The following is a 25,769-nucleotide window of genomic DNA, read 5'->3' on the forward strand; positions in this document are numbered from 1 at the left end:
TTCCGGTATCAGCCCATTCCGGATCGGCCGTCGCGTGCCGTCAGCACCGACTCGCTCAGTGCTGCCGAAAACCTTCCGCGCTCATTCACCTTATCCTCGGTAAGCCGATCGACTTCGATTGCAATGCGCCGGAACTCGGAGTCGAGAATGCTCGAGATAGCGCCACGCAAAACGTGCTGGACCAGCAGCGACGCCGGCACGAACACGCGGCGCTTGCGCCTGTGGATGCCTTGGACCAGACGGTCGGCCGCCAGTGACACCGGATAAGTCTTGCCGGCCGGACCGCGCAACATTTTCCGCATCCGGGCGAACTCAGCATGTTCCCGATCGGCGTCGCGCACCATCGGCGTGTCGATGAACATCAGATAAGCCACACCCACGTCAACGCCGAGGTGGGCGACCTCCACGCGGATAGCATTAAGCAGTGCTTCCAAGCCCGCCTTGCTCGCCGCATACATCGATTCGCCCGGCGGTGCGAAAATCGCCGCAGCCGAGGCTATCCCAAGCAGGTAGCCACGACTCCTGATCAAATGTGGCAGGCACGCGTGCATGAACCGCCAGTTTCCCGTCACGTTCACATCCAGCACTGCGGCAAGAACGTCCGGATCCAGGTGCCGCGCTGCACCGACTGTGCCTATTCCTGCGTTAGATACAGCGACATCGATCGCCCCAAAGTGCTCTACCACGCGGTTCACAGCGTTAACCACCGACGCGGAATCGGTGATGTCGCAGCGCAGGCCGATGGCTGGTTGATCGAGAGCCGCCGCGGCCTTCTCAGCGGCTTCGCCGTTGATGTCCAGCAATGCGAGGCGATGCGTCTTCGCAAGCCGCTCGGCCACTGCGAGGCCGATTCCGCTGGCCGCCCCCGTGATCACTGCCACCGGTCTGGTCATGTTGCTCCTCCTCTCCTTCCGCACTCAGCCGGAGGGCCGAGACGCCAGTCATTGTTGTCTTTGGTCATTCCGCAGAAATTCGGCACGCTGCGCCACGATCCACGTTGGAAGACGTCGGATCGTGGCTTGCCGCTTGCTATTCAAATCCTGCGCTCGTGGTCCCGCCAGTACGGTTCGCGCACGTCTTTCTTCAGTACCTTTCCGTTGGCACTGCGAGGCAGCGCGTCGACGAATACGACTTTCTTCGGTGTCTTGATTCCGCCGAGCTTGGGACGACAGTACGCAAGGATTTCCTCCTCGGTCGCATGAGCCCCCCGGTTCAGCTCGATCACTGCGGTCACCGCCTCACCCCAGTCCGCGTGGGGGATACCGATGACGGCACAGTCCTGCACCGCGGGATGAGTCCAGACGACCTGTTCCACCTCGCTCGGGTAAACGTTGAACCCGCCGGTGATGATCATGTCCTTCTTGCGGTCGGTGATGTGCAGGAAACCTTCTGCGTCGAGGTAGCCTACGTCGCCGGTATGCAGCCAACCGTCAACGATCGTCTCGGCAGTCTTGTCCGGGGCCTTGTAATACCCCGCCATTAACAGGTCGCCGCGCACGCAGATTTCGCCGACTTCTCCAGTAGGGAGGATTTTGCCGTTCCCGTCTAGGATCTCGACGCGCACCAGCGGCGCCGGCCGCCCCGCCGCCGACAGCCTTGCATCCTCAGCGATCTTGCCATCGCGGAAATGCTCCTCAGGCCGCATAAAGGCGATCGCGGAAGGCGCCTCGGCCTGCCCGTATCCCTGGAACATCACTGGCCCAAAGACTTCAATCGCGCGCCGCAGCTTCTCTGTGGACATAGGCGCTGCACCGTAGATGAAGTACTTCAGCGAGGAGAAATCCCGCTTTTCGATCCCGGGCATCTCCAGCAGCCGGTAGATCACCGTGGGAGGCAGATACAACTCGGTGACGCGATGCTTCTCGATCAGGTCGACCAGTTGGCTCAGATCCATCCGGTTCATCACGACAATCGTGCCTGCGCGCGCGGTGCACGGTAGCGTAAGGGTGCCCGCGGCATGCGTCATTGGTGCCGCGACGAGGTTCACGATCGGCTCGTCCGAGGCGTACGGTGCGGCAAACATTTGGTGCAGCGCGCTAACCGACAAACTCCGATGCGTGTTCATCGCACCTTTCGGTGCGCCAGTGGTGCCCCCGGTCGGCATGACCCCGGCCAGGGAGTCCGGTTCGGCAATGTAGTCAGGGACTGCGCTTGACGCTCCGTCCAACAGCGCCGCAAGCGTGATCCCGCCAGCAGCCGATGCTGCGTCCGGATCCTCCCCAAGCGAAATCAAGGTGTGCAGCTTCTTCAGATGACTGCGCAGCGACTTCACCAACGGCAGATACTGCTCGTGGCAAAATAATACTTCGCAGTCGAAGCCGTCCAACAGGCGCTTAATCTCCTCAGGCGGATTGACGGGGTTCACGGGAACCCACACCAACCCTGCGCGCCACAGTCCGAGCACACAAGCCCATGCGGTCGGGTCGTTACTCGCGAGTACCGCGCCTTTGGCTTCGCGATCGATGCCTTGCCTCAGCAGCGCATTGCCGACGCGGCACGACAGCTCGCCAATCTCCTTGTAGGTGAAGGTCCGCTCTTCGGCGATAAAGGCTGCCCGGTCAGGGGCAGCGCGCCAGCCGCGATCAAAAAAATCGGTAATAGCCATACAACTTTCTCTCTTACAAGCTGGCGCGGTACAGCAGCGCGTTCAGGTAACCAAACTTCATGTTCAGAAGATGGTTTTCGCCATCTTCAATCCGCGCGGCGCGGGCATCCCGGAAGAGCTTCTCCAACGGATACTCGCGAGTGAGGCCGTATCCGCCAAAGATCTGCAGCGCCTCGTCTGCCACCTCAAAGGCAAGGTCTGTGCAGGTCACCTTGGACCCGCCGGTGTAGTACGGATGCTTGGCGGGCGAGAGCACCGTGTACTCCGTCGCACGGCGGGCCACCGCACGCATGGTCTCCACGTTGCGAGCCATGGTGCCGAGCCGGTATTGCACCATTTGATGCTCGGCGAGCAGTGCACCACCCTGGCGCCGCTCATGGGCGTACTGCATGGCAAGCTCGAAAGCCGCACGTGCCAAGCCCGTCGCCATCTGCCCCATCCCCACGCCCGCTGTTGACCATGTGCTGGCGTGCCCGCGCCAGTAATCATCGCCAAGCGACACCGCATAGCGCACCGGCACCTTCACGTTATCGAAGTACACCTCACCCTGGGGCAAGGCCCGCTGGCCGAGCTTCTCCAACGGCTTGCCACGGCTCACCCCGGGCAGGTCGAGGGGAACGATGACCTCGACTCCGCGCGGGTGGCCGCCGTCGTCGAAGAACCCATCACCATAATCGGCGGCGATCGACATGATTGCGACCTGGGCAACCGGACCGTTGGAGACCCAGGCTGAGCTTTGACCGTTGATGACGATGTCGCCACCGCTCACCTTCGCCGTCAGATTTCCCTTGTTTCCCTGGGTTGCGCTGGGGTGCCGCTCGGCCGGGTATAGCATCGTGCCATCCGAGCCGCGGTCGGGCTGCGTCGCGATCCAGCATCCAAGCTTGCCCTCGGTCAGCTCGATCAGTTCCTGGTTGCCGACTCGCTTGGCCATCATGTTCGCGAACGCGGCGGCGGCCAACGACACCGTGAGCCCCATGTCGCCCCATCCCAACTCCTCGATGACGATTGCTTGCAGACGGGCCAGGAGATGCGGCGGCACATCGCCCGGATCGGCATCGAATCCGATTCCAGACTCGGCTGCGATTCGCATAAAGTCCCAATACGGCGAGCCGGACGCGATGGATTCTTCCGCGCTGAGCTTGTCGATTGCAATTCCCATCGGCCGCATCACGTCTCGCGCGAACTTGTGTGTCGCATCCTGGACCACACGCTCGTCGTCGCTCAGGATCTCGAAGCCGGTCAGTTCAACGTAAGGCAGCCCGGGCCGCACGGACTCATCGCGGTCAAGTGTCTGTGTCATTTCAGTGTCTCCTTTTTGCGGTCGCTGACTACTGGCGCTCTTGAACAGCCGCAATCGTTGCCGGAAGATCGCGTTCGTGGTCGACGTCCTGTAGCGCAGCCATCTTCACCAGAAACTCGCGGGCCGCAGGCGCTTCAAGGAGCTTCCTCAGTGCCGCGTTTTCGCCGGAGAATCCGGCGAACTGCGCTTCCACTGCAGCACCGGACATGCCCTTGAACACTTCAGCAATCGCCGCGATGGTGCCTGCCGAACTCGTCGCGACGTCGCGTGCCAGTGTGTTCGTATAGGTCTTCAGCTCTTCGCGCGAAAGCACACGGTTGACAATGCCGTAGGCAGCAGCCTCCTCGCCCGTGAAGTCACGGGATGACAGGATCACCTCACGGGCCCGCGCCGGGCCGATTTGCATCGCCAGGCGCGTGGTACCGCCCCCGGCGGGCAAGATCCCGCCCCTGACCTCGGGTAAGCAGAACCGGCTCTCCGGGGTGGCAAAGCGCATGTCCATCGCGAGCAAGAATTCCAGGCCGCCCCCGCGACAGATCCCGTCGACCACGCCGATCTTCACTTGAGGCAGGATTTGCCACGCCGTCGTGAGGGCCTGCACCACATTGATGTCGTCATAGCGGCTTTGCGGCACGTTCGGGTCGGTCATGGAACGGAGCAGGTCGTTCAGATCGAAATGCGCAATGAAGAATTCCGGGTTGGCACTGCCAAAGACCACCACGGCAGTGTCCGGGTCGAACACGAGCGACGCGGAGAGCTCGAACAACTCGCCAACCATCTTGATGTTCATTAGGTTCAATGGCGGGTTGTTGAAGTCAACGTGCAGAATCCGGCCGTCGCGCCGGACGTTTAGTGTCTCGTAGGTCATTGTTTTCTCCTCCGATATGTTCAGACTGATGGTCAAGCGCCGAGGATGGTAATCGCGGCAACGGCTTCTTCGCCGGCGTACAGGCCCCCGCCGTTTTCCGCGATTGCAATGCGCGCCCCGGGAACCTGGCGGGCTGCGCAATTGCCACGAAGCTGATGCACGAGTTCGTAGATCTGCGCGATGCCGGAAGCTCCCATGGGATGGCCCTTGGACTCCAGGCCGCCAGACGGGTTGACGGGCAGCCGCCCCCCCAGCCTGGTGGCACCGGACTCTGCGAACTTGCCGCCAGCGCCGATCTCACAAAAGCCAAGCAGTTCGGTCTGTAGGAGCTCGCCAAACGCCGACGCATCGTGGACTTCCGCCACCGACACATCGCCCGGCCCCACTCCCGCCTGCTCGTAGGCCGCCAGCGCCGCGAGCCGGCTGACCGAACGATCCCAGGCTGACAGCGGGCGCACCGTGCCGGTCTGCAATACCGTGGCCAGTATCCGCACCGGGCTGCGAGCGCCGAGACGCTTCAAACCGGCAGCGTTGCACACGACCACCGCCGCGGCACCGTCGGTAAGCGGTGCGCACATCGGAACCGTCAGCGGTCCGGATACCGGACGTGCTGCAAGGATTTCTTCCATCGACATCGGCACGCGGAAGTGCGCAAGGGGGTTGTGCACCGCGTGCGCGTGGTTCTTTTCGGCAATCAGAGCGAGTTGCTGCTTGGTCGTCCCGAACGCATCCATGTGGGCTTGGGCGAGCGCAGCATAGACATCCATGAACAGACTGCGCGGCAGTGCATCGTCTGGGGCTGTGCCACCGAGTTCGGCCAGCACTGCACGAACGCCTTTCCGGTCGTGAACGTCAACACCGCCGTCGAATACGCCGAGGGACTTCTGCTTGTCGCCGATGTTGAGCTTCTCCGCGCCCACCGCAAGCACGATGTCGCCAGCGCCGGCGCGTACGTGCATGACCGCCTGGTGCAGTGCCGTGGCACCGGTGGCGCACGCGTTCTCGACATTCACCATCGGTATGCGTTCGAAACCCATCGAGCGCAGCGCCATCTGGCCGGCCACGACGACCTGGCCCTCCAGCACGTCCTGGCAGGTGTTACCGAAATAGGCAGCCTCGATGGCGCCAATGTCAGCACCGGCATCAGAAAGCGCTTCCGTCACCGCCTCCCTCGTCAGATCCTTGACCGAAGCCTGCGTCCGAACCCCGAAAGCGGTCATGCCGACGCCGACAATCCAAACCGGCATCTCGTTCACGACCCCGTCTCCTCGGTCACGTGCGCGAGCCCATAGGCCTCCAGGGCACCCATGAGTTCGCGATGGCCCAGCAGTTGCGCGGGTGAACGGAACCCGACGCCGTTGTACGTGTTGCCGATCAGCCGCATTGCGGCGTAGGCCTGGACCAGACCGGTAATCTGATAGCCGGATGTGCTGTGGATGACCGCCCGTGCCGTGGTGTTGTTGCCGCGGCCCGTACACCAGTCGATAGAGCGATGAACTTGCCGGTTCTCGCGGGGCGGCGTGCGCGGCGTCATACTGGCAGCTACCCGGTCGAGCACGGGGTAAAGCTTGTCCTCTGGCAGCCACTGGAACACAACCTTGAACATGCGTTCCGCGGCGCGCACTTGTTGTGGAATGTCACCCTTGTCGTTGCGCATCGCGACGAACATGCGACAGTTGCGCACCCGGCGGTCGTCCCGGAAGAATACCGGCAAGGCGGTACCACCCCATTGGAGGCCAGGCACAACATGCCCGGTGCCAGGCACGACCATGTCCTGCTGGACAATGCCCTTGTACTTCTTCAGGACGTTATCCTCAAGATAGTAGGAGTCCGTGCGGATCACGTCGAAGATCGACTGGGTGGAACCCACAGTTGGCACCGCGCTGACGTACTCGCCCAACTCCAGTGTGTCGATGCCGGGCGTCTCCAACACGATGCGGGCGGCGATGTCCGGAATGGCGTACTGCATCGACACCGCGGTGGACACCACCAGCCCGGCCGCCGCAAACTTCGGACCCCACTCGTCAAGCAGCTGCAGATGGTGCTCCTGCTCGCCGGCGGTATCGAGATAATGGCATCCGGCTTGCAGCGCGGCTTCCAGAACCGGCGGCGCATAGCGCAGGAATGGGCCGACCATATTGCAGACGACCTTTCTGCCTTTGAAGAGCGCAGTCAGTGACTCGACAGAGCCATCGACTTCGGCAATCTCGTAGTCCGCGGTTTCGATCCCGGGGACAGTGTTCATGACCTCCTGCAGCTTGGCCCGGTTTCGCCCCGCAGCCACGAAAGGAATACTGTACTCACGCAGATACTCGGCCACCAGCCGGCCGGTGTAGCCGCTGGCGCCGTAGATGACGACTGGATGCAGTGCGCTCACTGTCTCCTCCTTTGTAGTGGTTTCACGACTGTTCTTAGGGCTGCAATGTAGCGGCCAGCCAAGGACCTTCGCTTGCCTGTGAGCGCGCGCAATTTGCCGATTTGCGCAGGAAAGGATCAGGTTTACCCTGCACGGGCATGCGCTTGACACGGCATCAGCCCGGTTACAAGATCAGTCTTTGTATTGCCTGATCATTCGCCGACGGAGGGACTGCCATGGCAGCAACAGCGACCTGGTCGACCCACGGGTTGGCTCAAGAGCACATTACGGACGCGTGCAGTGCCATGCTCCCCGAGCTGCACATGACGTGGACACTTTCGCTTCCGGAGCCCCGCCGTTTTGACGTGTCAGCGCGGTACCGCAAGCTGGACCGGCTGACCGTTGGAGAGTTGCGCAGTGGCCGCATCATCGGCCAACGTCCAGATTCCAGCGTTGAGCCCATGGTCGGTGTTCTGATGAATCTGGGTGGACGACTAGAGTGCCGATACGCAGACCGCAGCAAGGTCGTGCTCGAACCCCAACATCTGCTTATCTGGGACAGCGAGCTGGCATACGACTTTGAAGCCGTGGAACCGCATCGCGAGGTCTACTTGCTTTTGCCGCGCGAACGTGTCCCTTATGGAGTAGCCAGCGCAGCTGCGCGGCCGGGTGCAGCAGTGCCGGTACGGGTCGGCTCCGGCCTCTGCGCGGTGGCAGGCGACCAGTTGCAGGCTATCGCCCGGGAACTCGACTATCTCACCGACACCGCTCTCGCGACGGCTTGCCAGTCTTTTTTCGACATGCTTGACTCAGCACTTACGGTCTCGTCGGGGCGGCCGTCGCCCCGAGCGTCGCTGATGATGAAGATCGAGCAGTACATTGAAGACAATCTGGACGATCCCGACTTGAGCGCCTCGTCGATTGCGGCCGCACACGACATCTCGGTACGGACGCTACATGTCGCGTTTGCAGGCACGGGCAGGACCGTTAGCCGCTGGATCCGTGACCGCCGGCTGAGGGTCTGCTTCCGCGAACTCTCTCGTGCAGCGAGCACGCAGACGGTGACGGACGTCGCGTATCGGTGGGGCTTCAACAATGCAGCGCACTTCAGCCGAACCTTCAAGCAGGCGTTCGGGGTGACCCCCAGCAGCCTGCGACCGGGCGGAGGATCCGTGACGCTGGATAATCGCGAGCCCCCCTTGCCGCCAAGACCGCCGAACGGTTGATACGGAAGTGCGCCCCTCCGGTCGATCCGGGAACATAGTTGCCTTCAGGGTCCGGGCCAGGCCATGCGAAAAGAGCATGCACATCCATCGGCAATGTTGCCAACTTCCGAGTCCCTTATCGAGGAGGGGGAGAAGTATTTCAGATTACTCGCGGATGCCTTGCCGCATATCGTATGGACGGCAATGCCTGATGGTGGGGTGGACTTTGTAAACCGGCCGGGAGTCACCTACACAGGTATGAGCCTTGATCAGTTGGCGGGATGGGGTTGGGGTCAGGCGCTCCATCCTGATGATTTGCTGATCACCAACGATCGCGCTAGGAATGCCATAAAGAACGGCTGCGAATTCGAAATAGAATTCCGCCTGAAAAGAGCTGCCGATGGCGTCTATCGCTGGTTTCTTTGCCGTTCGAGACCTTTCAAGGACGGCAACGGAAATATCATTAAGTGGTTCGGCACCTCTACGGACATCGACGACCAGAAGCAGGCGCAGGCGGCGGCCGAAAGTGGCAACCGGGCCAAATCGGATTTTCTCTCCAGCATGAGCCATGAGTTGCGCAGCCCGCTCAATGCAATCTTGGGTTTCGCGCAGTTAATGGCCACCGAGTCACCGCCACCGACGCCATCACAGCAGGCTAGCATCGACCAGGTCCTGAAAGCCGGCTGGCATCTGCTGGAACTGATTAATCAGGTACTCGATCTCGCGAAGATCGAGGCGGGGCAAGCTTCGATGTCGCCCGAGGCAGTCTCGGTGGCCGAAGTCTTAAGCGAATGCCATGACATGCTCGTCCAGCAGGCACAGAAGCGAGACGTTCGCCTGCTCTTTCCATCGATCGACCCCACCTGTTTAGTCCGCGCGGATCGCACCCGGCTCAAGCAGGTTGTGCTCAATCTTCTTTCCAACGCCATCAAATACAACCGCCGCCAGGGAACGGTGGAGGCGCAATGCAGAGCGGCCAGCGGCGATCGGGTTCGCATCAGCGTGCGCGACACCGGGGAGGGGTTGGTACCACAACGGATGGCGCAGCTATTTCAGCCGTTCAACCGCCTCGGCCAAGAAGCCGGGCCTGAAGAAGGCACGGGCATTGGCCTCGTAGTGGCCAAGCGACTGATCGAGCTAATGGGAGGCGCCATCGGGGTCGAAAGTACCGCTGGGGTGGGCAGCGTATTCTGGGTCGAACTTGACGCTGCGCTCGCGCCGGAGATCAAAAATGAGTGCGTCAAGCCTGCAGTAACGGCGAAGCCACGACCAGGGAACCACGCTTCATTTCAGACCGTGCTGTATGTCGAGGACAACCCCGCCAACCTCAAGCTGTTCGAGCAACTCATCGGCCGTCGCGCCAATATGCGTTTGCTTACCGCGATGACCGGTAAGCTTGGGGTAGAACTGGCGCGCAGCGCATTACCTGAGCTGATCGTGATGGACATCCATCTGCCTGATATCAACGGCGTGGAAGCCCTGCAAATCCTCCGCGAAGATCCCCAAACAGCGCACATTCCTGTCATAGCCCTCAGCGCAAATGCGATGCTCCGCGATATCGAGAACGGTGTCAAAGCAGGGTTCTTTCCCTACCTGACCAAGCCGATCAAACTCAACGAGCTTATGGAGGCACTGGACGAGGCCCTAGAAGAGACAAGGAAGAGCACTGGGCAGCCTCAATGAAGCGGGTGGATCGATATGATCAGCCTTAACGAGATTCTTGCGGCAAAGATCCTAATCGTCGACGATCTGGAGGCCAATGTCCTGTTGCTTGAACACATGCTGCGCGGGGCTGGGTACTTGTGCATCGCCTCAACAACCGATGCCCGTGCAGTTTGCGAGCTTCACAGCCAGAACCACTATGACCTGATCCTGCTGGACCTGCAAATGCCGGGCATGGACGGCTTCCAGGTCATGGAGGCGCTTGCTGAAGTGGAGGCGGACAGTTACCTTCCCGTGATTGTGGTTACCGCCAATCCCAACCACAAGCTGCGCGCACTGCGAGCCGGCGCAAAGGATTTCGTCAGCAAGCCGTTTGAGCTCCCCGAGGTATTGATGCGCGTGCGCAATATGCTGGAAGTACGCCTGCTCCACAAGGAATCATTGAGAAACGGCAAAGTACTTGAGCAAAAGGTAGACGAACTGGAAGCCAGCCGAGAGACGATCGTTCGCCAGAGCGATGAACTCAGGTGTCTCTATGAGAACCTCGTTCACGAGCAACAGCTATCAGAGCGATTGTTGCTCAACCTGCTGCCGTTCCCAATTGCCGAGCGTTTGAAAGCGCGTTCCGACCTCATCGCCTCCAGCCCCCCGGAAGTCATCGCCGATAGCTTTCAGGAAGTGTCGGTGCTTTTCGCAGACCTCGTGCAATTCACCCAATTCTCTGCCGGCATGACGCCCGAGCAGCTTGTGGCGGTGCTGAACGAGATATTTGCCGACTTCGACAGCATCGCCGACCGCCACGGGCTCGAGAAAATCAAGACGATCGGCGACGCTTACATGGCCGCCGCGGGACTTCCTGTGGCCGCGGACGATCATGCTGATCGCGCGGCGCATATGGCGCTGGACATGATTGATTCGCTGGGCCGTTTCAATGAGCGAACCGGCTACCGCTTGCAGTTGCGCGTTGGCATCAATAGCGGTGCCGTAGTAGCCGGTGTGATCGGCAGGCGCAAGTTCATCTATGACTTGTGGGGCGACGCCGTCAATATCGCTAGCCGGATGGAATCCCACGGCGTACCTGGTTGCGTGCAGGTTACCGACGCTACCCGGCGGCGGCTTGGCGAGCCGTTTGCGCTTGAGCAGCGCGGCCCGATAGCGGCCAAGGGCCTGGGTGAACTGAATACGTGGTTCCTGGTTGGAAGAACCGGCAGGGCGACCGGTTAAAGCCAAGCCGACTCCGACGCGGACCCGCCTAGTGCGAATGTGTTCGCAGGCGGCGACGTCGTGCCATCTCGTCGCAGCCGCACTGCCTTACCAGTCTCCTGACAGCACTCAGAACCTGTGCCTCGAACCGGGCACGCCTCCGAACTGGGTCACTGTATTGAAGCCATTGATCCCAGGTGTGGGCCGACCTCGTTGCGCGTGCGCGACGTTCAGAATACGTATCGGTGCGCTTCGAGAACGAGTAGTCTGCCGATACCATGAACAGCCAGGGATCTGCCTGGGAGTCCCGGACAGCTTGATTGTATGCGGCGCCTGTAAGCGACCACGCAGAGTTTAGCTTCCAGTTAGCCCCTCACCAGTAGAGATTGTCCGTAGAGGCCGACGGCTGCGCGATCACGCACCTGTAGCAATAGCCAAGATAAGTGGTGATGCTGCCGAAATCAGTGCTGGCAAACGATGCCCTGTGACTCTTGTTGCCCCTCGGTGGCCACGGTCGTGCCAGCTACGTCATCATAGACAGCCGCCACACCCAGGGGGCCGGCTTCATAGCCCAGGCTGAAGCCCGACCCTTGCTGTGTCCCGATAGCTGGACTGCCATGACGAGAATCGCAATTAGCTCGACGGCGGTGCGAGCGCCTTTTCGCACACGTCTCTTCGCTTTCCATCCCGGAAGTAGTTACCGTGCTCCTCACCGGTTGCTCACTGGCACTTTACCGACCCTGAACCGTCGGGACCGAGACACCGTAACGATCGCTGGCCGACAGCGGTCGTGCGCTGTCCCGGCGCCGAACCTAGACTGCCTGTCCATACAGCGGTTTCGGCCAGGGCCCAGGCCGCCGAGACGCCGCGTGCGGGCCTTTTTATCGATCTTGCGAAGCCAGCCGCCATGTCGGAATGCCATCGTCGAAACTATTGAACCACTCGCGGATCGCGTCGGCCACAATGTTTGGATCGCAAGTGGTGGCATCCGGAACGCATGCCCGAATGAGATCTTCGACATCAAAGCTTCGTTCCGCTCGTCAACCGCGGTCGGTTCATTCTGCTTGATGTTGGAAGGGCCGTTGACAAGGCGGAGCAGCCGTTCCAGTGTCCGCGCGCGTACGCCGGCGAGTGTCGGAAACTGGCCCATCTCTGCCGTCGGACCATCGATGTATGGCCGCTTCCGCTCCCCCCAAATCGAGCATTCTATGAGCGCAGGCGCACATCCGAGAGTTGTGCGACCTCATATTCTCGATGGTGCGAACCAGCGAAGCAGTCGGAAGAAGTCGACCCAAAGCTGGGGGCTGGTCATGCCGAGTGGATCAACGCAAATAGCTGCCGCACGGTAACGACGCTGGACCACAGTTTGCCTTTGGACCCAAAGCCATGACCACGTTGCCAGACGCTCTCGCTTTTATCCTCGAAGCAATCGATGAGGATCTGTTGTATCCCTGTTTGGCAACACGACTCAGAACGACGGATCTGGCGAAGCTTAGGAGCGTCTTGGCTATCAACGATGACGACGATCCCTCGCTCGAAAAGGCATATTTTCTGTCACCCAATGAGACTGTTGCGCTTTGCGACGCATTCGACCTGAAATTCGACGCCGGGATGCGAGAGGTTGTCATGTTCAAGGACTGTGTCCACTCGCGCTCGCCGTACCTATTCCATACAGGTTACGAATTGCCCCTGCTACTGGAGGGAAGAAAGAAACTCGCATTCTTCTACTTCGACAGCGGGGACCATTCGAGTTTTGTCAGCCGATTGAAGGAACGTTTCGATCACTATGTCGCAGCCGGACTTCTCCATGCAGAAGAAGACCTATACGCCCTGCCAGATCATGACGGCCGCAGTGCCGGCGAGATCTATTACGCAGCGAAGGGAGAGGCGTGGCGCATCCCCGCTCTCAGGCTGATAAGGAAGGCCTCGGGCGTGGCGGGCGGCTGGAATGAAATCTTCGAACGCCTGGAAGGAACATTGATGGGTTACGAAGACTGGCAAAACGACTGGTGGCTTGATCTGCATGCTCGCGGAGATGGCAGCATCGTCTACGGCATGTCCTTCCGCTGTGCGGTCTCGAAAGCAGGGCTCGATTGGGTTATTCAGTCGCGTCATCGGGCTCTGCCACCCGTAGAGGGTGCGACCTTGACCATTCAGTCCTCCCACGCCCTCGAGGATGAAACAATGGAACTTGCGCTCCGCGAGAATCCAGACGTCGAGGCGTTCGTCCAGTTCAACTTGGGCGGCTGTCATCTAATGGGCGTCTGTGATCTCAGAACACGTATGGTCGAGAGGGATTCAGCGCGGACTCGTATTTACAGTTTGCCATTCCGAAAACCGGTGCGGGAGTCGCCCGCATGGTCGATGGCATCCGTACGTTTCTTGGATCACCGCGAACCTGCCTGTTCCAGGTTAGTGACTGGTCGCGATATTCTGAGCTTGAGAATTCGATACTGAGTGAGCTGGAATCCGCAAGCTCCGGCGAACTGCAGCCGTTCGATACCTTTGGAAATCAATGAGGCTTTGGTTCGCCGCATGGTGTGCGTACCGTATGCCGTGTCGTCAAGTGCGATAGAGGCAATCCATCTGTGGACCAGTCGGGCATATTGTCGCGTTGAAATATGCGCCGACGCGTGCAGCCGGCTTGGAAACAGATAATCGGTGGGTCTCAATCCGCGGACCTTGATCCACGCTTCGATACTCTGACGAGTGTGCTCGGTTATCTCGAATTGAACCGGTCGTTGCGTCTTCTGCTGCATGACCATTGCTCGGGATCCGACGTGGCTGCCTTGGCAGACATCCTGCACGAGCAACCGAGTCAGGTCGCATGCCCGAAGCTTGCTATCAATCGCAAGATTGAACAGAGCCAATTCATGGATGCTCGTAGCCATCTGCGGCCTTGTTCGAATCGCCCAGATTTCCGCAAGCTTCAATGGCGGCTTTTGTCCGGTCAGCTTGCCTTTGTTCCACGGCACGCGGGAGGCAGGGAGCTCATTAGGCGTTTCCATGACGATCTCCGTCCAGTTAGAGGGAGATCTAGTGTGCACCTTTGCCAGCGGGCGGTGACCGACCCACTGCGGTCATTCGGGTCGCGGCGATGGCAACGGCCGCATTCAAAACTTCAGCGGTCACTCATGCTGGTCATCGAACGGTGATCGGCCTATCGTCGCATCCCGTCCAGAACAACGGGCTTTGCCATAGTCGACAGGGCCACGTGGCTAAATGTCGGTTCAGCGTCAACCGAAGGAAACGGTATTCTTTGGTCCGCCGCTGGCGGGAACTTCTTTTACCGTGGAACATTGCCGGCGACGCCGGCTTTTCCACCCTCTATCTCATCCGCAACGAGATTGCGGTCAGCGATCAGCCTGCTCCAACGCGCAAGCTCCTGCTGAATAAACGCCTGGAAATCTGAAGGGCCCGCGTGCACGACTTTGAAACCGTAACCCGAGAGTACCTCGCTCTTCGACAACTCGGAAAGGACCTGCTTCACCGCTAGATCAAGTTTCTCGATTCTCTCCTTCGCGGTCCCCTTGGGGGCCAGAACGCCATACCAGCCGGTGACTAACATGTTTTGCAATCCGGCCTCTGCAAAGGTGGGCGTCTCGGGCGCTATCGTTAGACGCGCGTCGTTCGCAATCGCCAGTGCCCGCAATTTCCCGGACTTGACGTGTCTGAGGCTATCGGCCCCAGCGAAGACTGCGTCCACATCACCGCTGATCGCTGCCATGACCGCCTGGACGCCGCCGTGGTACGGAACATGTGTCACTCGAATCGAGGCAGATTGCGAGAGCAACTCTATGGCGAGATGGCTGGTATTTCCGTATCCAGACGATGCCACGGTAACCGGATGGGACTTCGCCCGCACGATAAGGTCGGATACAGACGTGATTCTCGAAGTGGCTCCCACATAGAGAACCAATGGTTGCTTTGCTATGAGAGAAACTGGTTGGAAATCGCTGATGGGGTCATAGCCCGCCGACCTACTCACGAGTGGCCCGATCGCGTAGGCAGCAAGGGCGAGCACGAGGGTATAGCCATCGTTCTTGGCGCGCTGTATGTGTCGCAAGGCGATCTGTCCGCCTGCACCGGGCTTGTATTGAAGCACCACAGGCGCTCCCAAGGCCTTTTGCAGGCCATCGCTAAGTGGGCGCGCCATAAGATCCGCAGGTCCCCCCGGAGGATAAGGTACGACGATGGTGACTGGTTGGTCTGGGTAAGCTGCCCACGCTGGCTGAACGGACGTGATCATTCCTCCCAACAACAGCCATCCGCCAAGCGCTGTCGCGCGTCGCACAATGGGCGCACGCTTCGGCTTGGCTCGCTCCATCATCCATGTCGAGGTGCGTTCTACGATCGCGAGGACTTCGAATCGCATAATTTCTCGAGTGTTTGCACAATCAAAAAAGAGAAAACTAAGCTATTTTGCAAGACGATTCTGGCGGTCAGATCATACGCGGAGAAGTCGACTTGCTCCTGACAATACAAATTCCCCTTTGCCAGTCGCCTTCGTTGACAGCAAAAGCAGGCCAGCTTTTCAGGGGGTTGGGCCAGTAGAGGTATTTAAGTGCTTACTGCGCGGCCCACCGAAGGTTGACATGCGATCACTCCAACCCAGCAGTCATCAGCGACCATCGACTATGTGTTGACAGGGTGCGATTTGGTAAGATGTAGCCTCCCGGCTGCGCCTGCAAACTAGCCGTTTTTTGCACATCTGTTCCCGATAATGGTGCTTTCCATGCTTTTCCCGCAGGCGGGAGTACGCTCAGGCTTTGATTCCACATGGGAGGCAGGCGACCGGCTGTTTGGCCGCGGCTGGCTGATGCAGGACGATGGTCGCAAGGTGCCCGTGCTCGGTGTCTGGCCTGCCGACAAGCATTGCACGCCGGCCGCGCTTGACCGGCTTGCTCACGAATATGCGCTTCGTGACGACCTCGATGCTACTTGGGCCGCCCGCCCGTTAAGTCTTCTGTGCGAGCGCGATACGGCAGTGCTTCTGCTCGACGATCCGGGAGGTGAGCCACTCGCCCACCTGGTGGGTAGGCCGATCGACCCAGCGACGTTTCTCGACATTGCCGTGGCCGTGACCATGGCGGTCAGTCATCTCCATCAGCGCGGCCTGGTCCACAAGGATTTGAAGCCTGCCCACGTCCTTGTGGCACCGGACCGGCGCCAGGTCTGGTTGCTAGGCTTCGGCATCGCATCGCGAGTGCCGCGCAGCGCCCAACCGCTTGCGGAAGTCAGTGAAATCTCCGGCACGCTGGCCTATATGTCGCCAGAACAGACTGGCCGGATGAATCGCGCCATCGACGCACGAAGCGACCTGTACGCGCTAGGCGTGACCTTCTACCAGTTGCTTACTGGTGTGCTGCCCTTCGTCGCTAGCGCCCCCCTCGACTGGGTCCATGCACACCTGGCGCGCACGCCGTGCCCGCCGGCAGAGCGCAACCCGGTCGTGCCTGCGATGCTCTCGGCGCTTGTCATGAAGCTCCTGGCGAAAGCTCCCGAGGAACGTTATCAGACAGCCGCAGGGCTGGTGCGCGACCTGCAGCACTGCCGCCGGGCGTTGTTGGCGCACGGGCAGATTGCATCGTTCGCGCTGGGGCAGCGCGACCTTTCGGACGCCTGGGTAATACCCGACCGCCTCTATGGCCGCGAGCAAGCCATGGCGACGCTGCTGGCAGCTTACGAGCGCGTGGCATGCACGGGACGCAGCGAGATCGTGATGGTCTCCGGCCATTCTGGTGTCGGCAAGACGTCGCTCATGCGGATGTTTGCTCGCGCGGTTGCCGGGCGCGGCGGGATCCATGCCGCCGGCAATTCCGATGCGCCGGGTGACGTAGCGGCCGACGCGCCTGTCGATGCGGGCGTACGGTTGCCCTATGCAGCGCTCGCCCGAGCGGTCAGCGGCCTGTTGCGGATCGGACTGGCAGATCACGCGGCCGACAAGGCACCTTGGCGCACTGTCATCGCGGAGGCGCTGGGGCCGAACGCCGGTGCACTTGCGCCATTGCTGCCCGAACTGAAGACGCTGCTTGGTCCGGTACCGTGGATGCGCGACACGCCGTCGCGCGAAACGGGGCCCCAAGTGCAGCTCGCGCTGCGCAATCTCGTGGCCGCTCTTGCGAGAACCGCGCGACCCCTGACGCTGTGCCTCGACGACATCCAGTGGCTCGACGACGAAAGCGTCACGCTGCTGCACCAGATGCTCACTGATCCGGGCACAGCAGACCTGCTGGTGGTCTGCGCCTATCGCAGTCACGAGGTCGGGGACGACCAGGGCGTGATGCAATGCGTCGATGCGTTACGCGCGGATGGTGCCGCAGTGGCCCAGGTCGAGCTGGGTTGCCTCGACGAATCTGACCTGCGGCAGCTCGTCGCCGACGCGCTCCATTGCGATACCGACAGGGCTGCGCCGCTTGCGCGACTGGTGATGGAGAAGACGGCCGGCAACGCGTTTTTCGCCACGCAGTTCATCAGTGAACTATCCCACGAGGGGCTGCTGCACTTCGATCACGGCGCGGCACGCTGGACCTGGGATCTCGGACAGATCGCAGCCAAGGCGCTGACCGACAACGTGGTATCGCTGATGGTTGGACGGATCGACCGGCTGGCGGCCAGCACCCGATCCGCACTGGCCCTGCTCGCCTGCCTTGGCAACGACACCACTGTCGACACCTTGGCGCGCGGTTGGACCGGCGACGCCGGCGAACTGGCGCCCGCAGTCCGGGAAGCCGTGCGGGCGGGGCTGGTTTCGTGCAGGGAGAACGTGCTGCGCTTCTCCCACGATCGCATCCTCGAAGCGGCCTATTCGCGCATCGCCGAGCCGACGCGGCAGGCGTTCCATTTGCGTGTTGGCCGACTGCTGCTGGAGCGCACGCCGTCCGACGAGGTTGACGCGAACGTCTTTACCATCGTCGGACAGTTGAACCGCGCGACCGACAACATCGCGGCACAGGAAGAGCGCGACAGGCTCGCAGAACTAAACCTGGCCGCCGCCCTGCGCGCCAAGTCCGCATGCGCCAACACCGCGGCGCTGCACTATCTTTCGATCGGGCTTGCACTGCTGGGCGATCACGGCTTTTCCCGGCACGAGGCCCTCGCCTTCGCATTGACACTGCACATGGCCGAATGCGAGTTTCTCACCGGGGACTCGGCGCGCGCCGAGCATCGGTTGGAGGCACTGGCCGCGCGCACCTCGTCGATCACCTCGCTGGCAGTCCTCACGCAGCTCCAGCTTGGCTTGCTGATGACCGGCGGGCGTCGTGCCGAAGCGGTCACGGTAGGCCTTGCCTACCTGCAGCGTGCCGGGGTCGAATGGGCATCGCATCCCAATGCAACGGCATTGGCGCACGAGGAGGCGCTGTTTGCCCGCCAACTCGGCGACCGCGAGATCGCCGAACTGGCCTCGCTGCCCCCGATGACGGACGCTGGCGCGCTCGCCACGATGCGCGTGCTGATTGCGCTCGTGCAGCCGGTCTGGTACACCGACGATCATTTGCGTAGGCTTGTGCTGCTGCGCATGGTAAACCTGAGCGTGTCGCATGGCAACAGCGACGAATCTGCCCTGGCCTATGCATGGGTGGCGATGCTGCGTGTAGCTGCGTCAACCGATGAGCCGGCCGGCGTCGCATTCGCGCGTCTGTCGATAGAGGTTGCGGAACTGCGGGGCATTGATCGGATACGCGCACGCGTATATCAAGTCGTCGGCGGGAATCTTCTGCACTGGTCCAAGCCGCTGCGGGTCGCGCGCGGCCTGCTACGGCAGGCATTGGAGTTGACACAGCAGATCGGCGACCTCACCTATGCCGCGTACATCCGTAGCAACCTGATGACGCATGCGCTGGCGATCGGCGATCCGCTCGGCAGTGTTCAGCGCGATGCCGACTCGGGCAGCGTGTTCGCATGGGGGCCGCGATTCACGCTGTTAGCGGACCGCCTTGCGCCCCAGCGCCAGCTCGTACGTACGCTGCGCGGATTGACGCCGGTCTTCGGCCGCTTCGACGCCAAGGATTTCAGCGAAGCCTCGTTTGAAGCCCGGTTGCGCGGCGACGTGGGCCTGCTGCTGGCGTCATGCTGGTACTGGATCCGCAAGCTTCAGGCTCGCTATCTGGCTGGTGCCCCCGCAGAGGCGTTGGATGCGGCAGCGCAGGCGCACCCGCTTCTGTGGACCTCGCCAGCCTATTTCGAGCAAGCCGAATACCATTTTTACGCCGCGCTGGCACGCGCGGCGTGCTGCAATCCGGCCGTCGAAGGCGAACTCGCAGCGCACCTTCCCGCCCTGGCCGGACACCGTTGGCAGTTGGCACAATGGGCACGACGCTGTCCGGCGACGTTTGCGCACCGGGCCACGCTGGTACAGGCGGAGATTGCCCGGCTCGAAGGACGCGACATCGACGCGATGCGCGGGTATGAGTCGGCTATCGCCTCGGCACGCGAGAGCGACCTCATCCACATGCAGGCCCTGGCAAACGAACTGGCGGCGCGCTTTTATCTGGATCGGCAACTTGATAACGTGGCGATGGTGTACTTGCGTCAGGCGCGTCACGGTTACATGCGTTGGGGTGCAGACGCCAAGGTCTGGCAGCTCGACATGCAATATCCCGTGCTGGCCGCCGAAGCGGGGGGAGCCACCCTTGCCTCAACGCCGTCGATGGGCACGATTGGCGCGCCGCTCCAGCATCTGGACCTGGCCACTGTCATCGCGATCTCGGAGGCGATTTCGGGCGAGACCGGGTTGGAGCGGCTCCTGGCGACGCTGATCCGGACCGCGATCGAGCAGGCCGGCGCGACGCGCGGGCTGCTCATCTTGCCCGAGGGCGCTGAACATCACGTGGCAGCCGAGGCAGCCGTTCGTGATGAAGCGGTCATGGTGACATTGTCCGTGCGCCCGCTCGACGCGGCCGATATGCCGATGGCGATGATCGAACACGTGCTGGATTCCCGCGAGCACGTGGTGATAAACGATGGCTCCGCCAAGGGGGCCTTTTCCGCTGACCCTTTTGTTTGCCAACGCCGGGCGCGTTCGATGCTGTGCCTGCCGCTGCTAAATCAAGGCCGGCTGGCAGGGGTGCTTTATCTTGAAAACGCACTTGCGCCAGGTGTGTTCGTTCCGGCACGGATCGAAGTGATCAAGCTGCTGGCGTTCCAGGCGGCCAGTGCCATTGAGAACAGCCGGCTCTTCGAGCACCGCCGGCGCGCAGATGAATCCCTGCGCCAGGCGCAGGCGGAGTTGGCTCACGCAAGCCGCGTCATGACACTTAACGCGTTGACAGCGTCAATCGCCCATGAGGTGAGCCAGCCCATTGCGGCATTGACCATCGAGGCACGCGCCGCGCAACGGTGGCTCAATCGCAAGCAACCGGACGTCGAGCAGGCGGTTGCAGCGTTGGCTGCCATTGTCGAACAAGGGGAACGTGCTGGCAGCGTTATTGCGGGCATGCGCGCGATGCTGCGCAAGACCGGGCCTCAAGCGCAGCGGATCAATCTTAACGAGATGATCGCCGAGACGCTGCCGCTCTTTGCCGGCGAACTGGAGCGCACCCAAGTTATCCTGAAAACCGAACTCCTGCCTTCGCTGCCCCTGGTGTGGGCCGATAAGATCCAGCTCCAGCAAGTGTTGCTGAACCTCGTGATCAATGCCGTTGAGGCAATGCGCGAGATCCTCGAGCATTCACGCGAGCTCATTGTACGCACCGCGGTCAGCCCGGCGCGAGAGGTAGTGGTCACGGTCCACGACGTCGGGGTCGGCCTGCCTGGCGATACAGAGCAGGTTTTCCAGCCCTTCTACACGACCAAAGCCGAAGGTTTGGGCATGGGCCTGTCGATCTGTCGCTCGATCCTCGAGGCACATGGCGGGCGCCTGCACGCCTGGCCGAACCGGCCGAGGGGCGCGGTATTCGGGTTCGTTTTAAAGGCCGCCGAAACTGCGCCCGAAGAGAGTTGCGGAGTTTAGTCCTCCTAAAGAAATGCCAATCCGCCCACTCGCTTTGAACCTTTCAGACTTCCCCTCTTGCATCAAGGCGTGTGAGGCGGCGCTCGACGTGCAGAAGGGCTGGTCGACCGGCTGGGCCAAGGCCTCGGTAGGCGCCCGCTACGCCTTCAACCGCGTGTCGCCGGAGGGGCGGACAAAGCTCCGACGGCGGTGAGTGGGTCCCTGCGCTGGCCGTTCTGGGCCAACAGGAGTTGGCCAGGAACTGGGCGATCAACGGCATCGCCAGCTAGAATTTGTTCATTCCCCAAAGATCGCAGCGTTGCCGACCATCGTCGGACAATCGTACACCTGAAGCATCTGAAACGAGCGGTGTCCGTTGATCGAACGACCGTTTGCTGAGCGAAGCTGCCATGCGAATGTCTCTCTGACGCATCGGGTGAAGGTCCCTTCATGGCCCTCAACGGACGGATCCTGTTGGATGCACGTTCAGCCTGTGCCTCCGCATGGTTTGGCCCAGCAGGGAATTGCGCCTCACTTGCCGTTGCGATGCGCGTCCCTAATCCTCGAGAGGGTCTCTGTGACGTGTTTCGGATACGCACCGCTGAAGTACTCGAACGCTAAGGGATTAGCCGCATAGAAGTGGCAGCAGAACTCTACCCAGTTTTCCGTTTTGAGCGGGCCATTGATCTTGAAGACCTTGTTTGACCTAGCTTTGATGTGTGCGTAGCTCTTGATCGTCATGTTGAAGTCGGAATCTCGCCGCTGGAAATACTCATCTTCCGTGAAAAGCTGGATCGCTCCGTCGAAGTGCCTGAAGCAATTGGCCGGGAGGTCGAACTCGGCGTGCAGGTAGCGTGCCGGGAAGTAGGTTTGCGCCCCAACACGCATCCGAACGTCTTCCGTCTTCATTTCCAGTGCTTGAAATGTCTTGATGCCTTCGGCATCGCTCCACTTAATGTCCAGGCAGTACGCGTCAGCAAACAAGAAAGAGACATGCCGGGATTCAAGGTCCAGAGGAGGACGCAGCTTGGTGATCCCTGGTTTGATGTTTCGTATGTCATCATCGAAAGGAGCGCCATACCACGTGTCGCCCTCGAAATAGCCTCGCCAGTCGACGTCGATTTGAACCCGGTCTTCATCAAGGGCAATGTATTTTTCGATGCCCGGGCCGTCGAAGTGCCAGAATAAGTCTATGAACCTCGGAGACCAGTTGTTGGCGGGGTGCATCCTGCGCCGGTAACAGGGGTGAGCCATCAAAACAAAGTCGGGTCCGGCAAAGTGCCCTTCGTAATGACGGCCATGAGATAATCGACTAACGATCTCGTTAAACGACAGTAGTCCGTCGCGCTCGGCGGATATCGGTCCCAACAGCGCTCTGGCAATGCCCGGTGCCTTGGCAACGATGCCGGTGGTCTGGAGATACTCGAAGGACTCCGCGCTGAGGCTCACGCCCTTGGATGCAGCCAGTGCTGTGAACTTCGCAATCCGTTCAGACGCCTCCGCCAGCCGCTCGCGGGAATGTCTATCCATATCCGCCAAATAGCGGGATTTTATCTCGTCGTATTCTTGGTTGGCCACAACGGTATTCCGAGCAATTGATGAATTTTCGCTAATATACATGCGCGATCGTGGTGCTGCGGCCAGAGGCAAACGCAGGACCCTCGCCCGAAATCCGTTTAGTTACTCGTTCTCGCCCGTGAGGTGCGACAGTCTCCACCCACTTTTGGAGCATCGGCGCCGTACTTCAAGGCATCGCGTCCTCTCCAACTTGGCGCTACGACTCCAGAACGCGCAACCCATTCTCAGCACACCGTTGCCTCAGCGCCCTTTCGACAGAGTCGGCTTCAAAGGTATACCACCGCTCAAGCACGCCTTTCCGCTCCAACAAATCTTTGAAAGAAGCATAAGCCCCTCGCCGCCGAAAGAACCCCTCAACCTCTTCGTAACACTCAGGCAGTTCTTCTGCGATGAATCGGAGGGCGAGATCTCTTCCAAGCCCTAGCTCGTTCTTATGCGGTATCGCAAGGTAGCGGTCCGAAGTCTCAAGGTCATTCGGAACCTCTTCGTCGAGGTCATCGTTGAATTCAGAAATCCAATAGACTTCTCCCGTATCGATCGAGACATAGGCGTCGTGCTCTAACGGCGCCGCAGAGCTAACGAATTCGAGAGCCGTGAAAAGCTCGTCGTATTTGACTGCGACCATGCTTGTGCTCCATGGATTACGAGTTGAACGACCCCAGAAGAGATATACGGCGACAGCCGGCATTGGACTTCTCATGGGGCCAACGCATCATAGTATCGTAGCCTTTACCGCACCCCGACGGCGCGAGTCCATGGCCATCCAGTGTCTATTGCGTCGCTGTGCGACGCGTATCACGGAGCCGCTTGCATCCCGCAATTTCCTGTGGCCCTATAAACATAAAACCCCCTAAAGATCCACTACTACCGACGCCAGCACCGTCCGCGGATCGGCCGGCGCCAGCCCGCCATAGGCATCGACCGCAGCCCAGCCGCGCCGGTTCAGCACATTGCGCACGTTGAGCCGGAATGTTGCCGTATGCCGGCCAAGCCCGGTGCGATAGCGCAGGCCGACGTCGAAGCGGGTCCAGGCGGGAATGCGCTGGGTATTGGCTGCGTCGACGTACTGACCGCCGGTATAGGCCATGGCGCCGGTCAGCGTCAGGCCTGGCAGCCAGGCCATATCCCATTCGACACCCAGATTGCCTTGCAGCGACGGCACGCCGACAGGCACCTTACCCTGCGAGACGGCGCTGCGGGTGATCGTGGCATCCAGCCACATCGCGCTGGCGTTGACGCGCATGCCTTGCAGGGGTGTGCCATAGAGTCCCAGCTCGATGCCGCGATTCCGTTGTTCCCCGCTGATAGCGAACGCGCCTCCCGACATTTCGCCGCCCGGCTTTGTGATCTGGAACGCGCTGGCGGTGGCGATCAGGCGGTTGATTTCTGCCTTGGCACCCACCTCGTATTGGACAGAGCGATAGGGAGCGAACACCTCGCCGGCATTGGTTGCCGACGTGGGTGCGGTATCACCCTTGCCGAGCCCCTCGATGCGATTCGCATACAGGGCAATGTTGTCGCGCGGCTGGATCAGGATCCCGAGCATGGGCGTAACGGCCCCCCGGTCGTAGCGGCCGGTGGTCGCGCCGTCGGGGCTGAAATTGTCTGACCGGATGCGCTGGTAGCGGACCCCCAGCGTCAGCTGCAGCCGGTTGTCCCAGGCCGCCAGGGTATCGACCAGTGCCAGGCCGGAGAGCGTGGTCTGCGAGATCTTGGGCACATGGTCCGGTGCCGGGATCGCCTGCGGCGGAAGCGTCACCGGTGCATAGATGTTCGTCAGCGAGGTCACGCCGGCATTCACCAGGCCGCGCGCGAGCTGGTCGCGATAGCCGCTGACCACCAGTCCGACCCGGTGCCTGAGCGGGCCGGTGTCGAATTTGCCCCGCAATCCAGCCTCGGCGCTGGCACGCGCGACATTGAAGCGATAGTTGGTATCCAGCACCGCCACATCGCCCTGTTCATTGATGATGGTGGGCGCGATGGCAAACAGCCGGGATACGCGGGTACGTCCGCCGCCGCCGTGGATAAACCCCTCCAGTTGATCGCTGAACCGGTAGACGGCACGCAGCAATGCAGAATGATCGCTGATGCCGGAAGACTCCCACGACTGCGAGATATTGCGATGGCCGTCTGGCGCGTCGGGAACGCCGATGCCCGGCACGATATGGAGCAAGCGCGAGGGCGCGGCGATGGATTCGCGCTGGACGATCGCATCCAGCGTCGCGCGCAAGCGGCTGCCTTGATAGTCGAGCGCCAGCGCACCCACCCCGGCGCGGCGCGATTGCTGATCCAGGCCGGTGTCGCCGCTGCGATAGCCGCCGTTGAAGCGTACGCCGAACTCCCGCTGCGGCCCGAACCGGCGGCTCAGGTCCACCGATGCGCCGACTTGCGCGGCCGATGCATAGTCCGCGCCAAGCTGCGTCGCATCCGATTCCGTGGCGCGTTTCGGCACGATATTGATGCCGCCGCCGACGCTGCCGCCGGGGGCCATCCCTGTCAGCACGGCCGCGGGGCCTTTGATCAGTTCGATCCGTTCGACGTAGCCGGTGGACACGCGATAGTTCGACGCCACGCCGTACACCCCATCGAACGCGATTTCGCCAAAGTTTCCGTTGCTGAAGGGAAATCCGCGAATCGTGTAAGCATCGAGAATGCCGCCTGGCTTGCTGACCGATCGTACCGACGCATCGCTGTCGATCATGTCGCCGACCGTGCGCGCCTGCTGATCCTGTATCGCCTGGGCCGTGTAGCCGACCGTGCTCAGTGGCGCGTCCATGAGGTCGGTATTGCCCAGTAGCCCCAGGCGCGTCCCGCGTGCCAGCTGGCCGCCCGGGGCCGGGGCAGGAGGCTCACCCGGCATGGAGCCGGACACGGTGACGGTCGGCAGGATCTGCACCGCCTCGGGTTTCCCCGCCAGCACTCCCTCGCGCCTGCGTACCTGATACCCGCCGTCGGGCAGGGCCACGGCTTCCAGGCCGCTGCCAGCCAGCAATGCGCGCAGGCCGTCCGCAACGGTGAAGCGGCCATGCAATCCCGGGCCGTTCAGGCGGCCGACCAT

The 25,769-nt window shown here is 61.3% G+C and carries 16 protein-coding genes; 5 read left to right on the plus strand and 11 right to left on the minus strand.

The annotated features are described in order from the left end of the window. Positions 1–8: 8 nt before the first annotated feature. From AB1I47_RS21225 to AB1I47_RS21250, 6 genes are all read right to left on the minus strand, one after another. Positions 9–893: an SDR family NAD(P)-dependent oxidoreductase gene (locus AB1I47_RS21225; protein WP_354685694.1), complete on the minus strand. Its 885-nt coding sequence runs from the start codon at positions 891–893 to the stop codon at positions 9–11. A gap of 140 nt (positions 894–1,033) precedes the next feature. After that, a complete protein-coding gene (locus AB1I47_RS21230; RefSeq protein WP_354685695.1) occupies positions 1,034–2,605 on the minus strand; it encodes a class I adenylate-forming enzyme family protein in 1,572 nt (523 codons plus the stop codon). A gap of 13 nt (positions 2,606–2,618) precedes the next feature. Then, a complete protein-coding gene (locus AB1I47_RS21235) occupies positions 2,619–3,908 on the minus strand; it encodes an acyl-CoA dehydrogenase family protein (RefSeq protein WP_354685696.1) in 1,290 nt (429 codons plus the stop codon). Positions 3,909–3,936: 28 nt separating this feature from the next. After that, entirely contained in the window at positions 3,937–4,776 is an 840-nt protein-coding gene (locus AB1I47_RS21240; RefSeq protein WP_354685697.1) for an enoyl-CoA hydratase/isomerase family protein, read from the minus strand. A gap of 32 nt (positions 4,777–4,808) precedes the next feature. Then, positions 4,809–6,023: a thiolase family protein gene (locus AB1I47_RS21245; RefSeq protein ID WP_354685718.1), complete on the minus strand. Its 1,215-nt coding sequence runs from the start codon at positions 6,021–6,023 to the stop codon at positions 4,809–4,811. Between the two features lie 5 nt (positions 6,024–6,028). After that, positions 6,029–7,153 carry a saccharopine dehydrogenase family protein gene (locus AB1I47_RS21250; protein WP_354685698.1) on the minus strand — a complete coding sequence of 375 codons (1,125 nt, stop codon included), beginning with the start codon at positions 7,151–7,153 and terminating at the stop codon, positions 6,029–6,031. Positions 7,154–7,368: 215 nt separating this feature from the next. Here AB1I47_RS21250 and AB1I47_RS21255 point away from each other — a divergent pair, with 215 nt between their 5' ends. The 4 genes from AB1I47_RS21255 to AB1I47_RS21270 all read left to right on the plus strand — a co-directional run bounded on the left by AB1I47_RS21255 (position 7,369) and on the right by AB1I47_RS21270 (position 13,659). Then, the gene (locus AB1I47_RS21255) at positions 7,369–8,358 is read left to right on the plus strand and encodes a helix-turn-helix domain-containing protein (RefSeq protein ID WP_354685699.1); all 990 of its coding nucleotides are present in this window, start codon (positions 7,369–7,371) and stop codon (positions 8,356–8,358) included. Positions 8,359–8,421: 63 nt separating this feature from the next. Further along, positions 8,422–10,020, plus strand: coding sequence for a PAS domain-containing hybrid sensor histidine kinase/response regulator (locus tag AB1I47_RS21260; protein WP_354685700.1), 1,599 nt, complete (start codon positions 8,422–8,424; stop codon positions 10,018–10,020). 15 nt (positions 10,021–10,035) lie between these two features. Then, positions 10,036–11,223 (plus strand): adenylate/guanylate cyclase domain-containing protein, encoded by a 1,188-nt coding sequence (locus tag AB1I47_RS21265; protein WP_354685701.1) that lies wholly within the window; start codon positions 10,036–10,038, stop codon positions 11,221–11,223. A 1,365-nt stretch (positions 11,224–12,588) separates the two neighbouring features. After that, entirely contained in the window at positions 12,589–13,659 is a 1,071-nt protein-coding gene (locus AB1I47_RS21270) for a hypothetical protein (RefSeq protein WP_354685702.1), read from the plus strand. Here the strand turns inward: AB1I47_RS21270 and AB1I47_RS21275 are convergent. Beyond that, the gene (locus tag AB1I47_RS21275) at positions 13,590–14,210 is read right to left on the minus strand and encodes a tyrosine-type recombinase/integrase (protein WP_354685703.1); all 621 of its coding nucleotides are present in this window, start codon (positions 14,208–14,210) and stop codon (positions 13,590–13,592) included. The two genes, AB1I47_RS21270 and AB1I47_RS21275, sit on opposite strands and share 70 nt — an antisense overlap. 278 nt (positions 14,211–14,488) lie before the next feature. Next, a complete protein-coding gene (locus tag AB1I47_RS21280) occupies positions 14,489–15,577 on the minus strand; it encodes a Bug family tripartite tricarboxylate transporter substrate binding protein (RefSeq protein ID WP_354685704.1) in 1,089 nt (362 codons plus the stop codon). Positions 15,578–15,937: 360 nt separating this feature from the next. Between AB1I47_RS21280 and AB1I47_RS21285 the strand changes: the two genes are divergently transcribed. Further along, complete coding sequence (locus tag AB1I47_RS21285) at positions 15,938–21,154, plus strand: trifunctional serine/threonine-protein kinase/ATP-binding protein/sensor histidine kinase (protein WP_354685705.1); 5,217 nt, start codon at positions 15,938–15,940, stop codon at positions 21,152–21,154. Between the two features lie 510 nt (positions 21,155–21,664). Here AB1I47_RS21285 and AB1I47_RS21290 read toward each other — a convergent pair. The 3 genes from AB1I47_RS21290 to AB1I47_RS21300 form a co-directional block, all read right to left on the minus strand. Beyond that, complete coding sequence (locus AB1I47_RS21290; RefSeq protein ID WP_354685706.1) at positions 21,665–22,711, minus strand: hypothetical protein; 1,047 nt, start codon at positions 22,709–22,711, stop codon at positions 21,665–21,667. A 196-nt stretch (positions 22,712–22,907) separates the two neighbouring features. Then, the gene (locus AB1I47_RS21295; protein WP_354685707.1) at positions 22,908–23,336 is read right to left on the minus strand and encodes a hypothetical protein; all 429 of its coding nucleotides are present in this window, start codon (positions 23,334–23,336) and stop codon (positions 22,908–22,910) included. A 225-nt stretch (positions 23,337–23,561) separates the two neighbouring features. Further along, positions 23,562–25,769: a TonB-dependent receptor gene (locus AB1I47_RS21300; protein ID WP_354685708.1), complete on the minus strand. Its 2,208-nt coding sequence runs from the start codon at positions 25,767–25,769 to the stop codon at positions 23,562–23,564.

The organism is Cupriavidus necator, from assembly GCF_040578825.1.
In the GTDB taxonomy this organism is placed as follows: domain Bacteria; phylum Pseudomonadota; class Gammaproteobacteria; order Burkholderiales; family Burkholderiaceae; genus Cupriavidus; species Cupriavidus necator_E.